The sequence below is a fragment of the Stenotrophomonas sp. P5_B8 genome, assembly GCF_054049855.1.
The window spans coordinates 1-605 of the sequence record NZ_JBFULO010000861.1 but is presented as its reverse complement, the minus strand read 5'-3'; the positions used below and the strand labels follow the sequence as shown (position 1 = coordinate 605).

Annotated in this window: 1 pseudogene; it reads left to right on the top strand. The window is 59.8% G+C overall.

From position 1 onward, the window contains the following. A pseudogene (locus ACXJKH_RS21870) lies at window positions 1-406 on the top strand (TonB-dependent receptor); the annotation flags it as partial. Window positions 407-605 lie beyond the last annotated feature (199 nt).

Sequence of the window (605 nt, the reverse complement as noted above, 5' to 3'; positions counted from 1 at the left end):
CGCCGACACCACGCCGGTGCGCCAGTACGCCGGCTGGGAAGGCAACTTCCGCGTGCGTTCCAACCTGAACCTGGATTGGCAGTACGGTAACGTCGGCCTGGGCTGGACGGCACGCTACTACTCGAGCATGCAGGAAAACTGCGCTTATGCCACCGAGTGCAGCAACCCGGGCTTCAGCTCGCCGTACACGGGCAACCAGGGCATCAACAAGGTGGGTTCGAACACCTTCCACGACATCCAGATGCGCTACATCCTGCCGTGGAACGGCACGGTGTCGATGGGTATCAACAACGTGTTCGACCACCAGGGTCCGATCATGTACAGCCAGCCCAACAGCAGCTTCACCTACTACGGTGGCTTCGACATCGGCCGTTACATGTACATGAAGTACCAGCAGCGTTTCTGATCTACGGCTTACTCTCTCCAAGYCGTTGAATGGAAGTAAGGCGGCGCCCTCGGGCGCCGCCTTTTTTTGTTTTCTTCAGCTGGAAGCGATAGATCAAAAGCGGTGCGTGTACGCGCGTTTGTCGGGCTGGGCTGGTGGGAGTGGGGTGGCGGGACACGCCGTAAATCCATCCCTGGAGGCTCGTGGGCGCCATCCATGG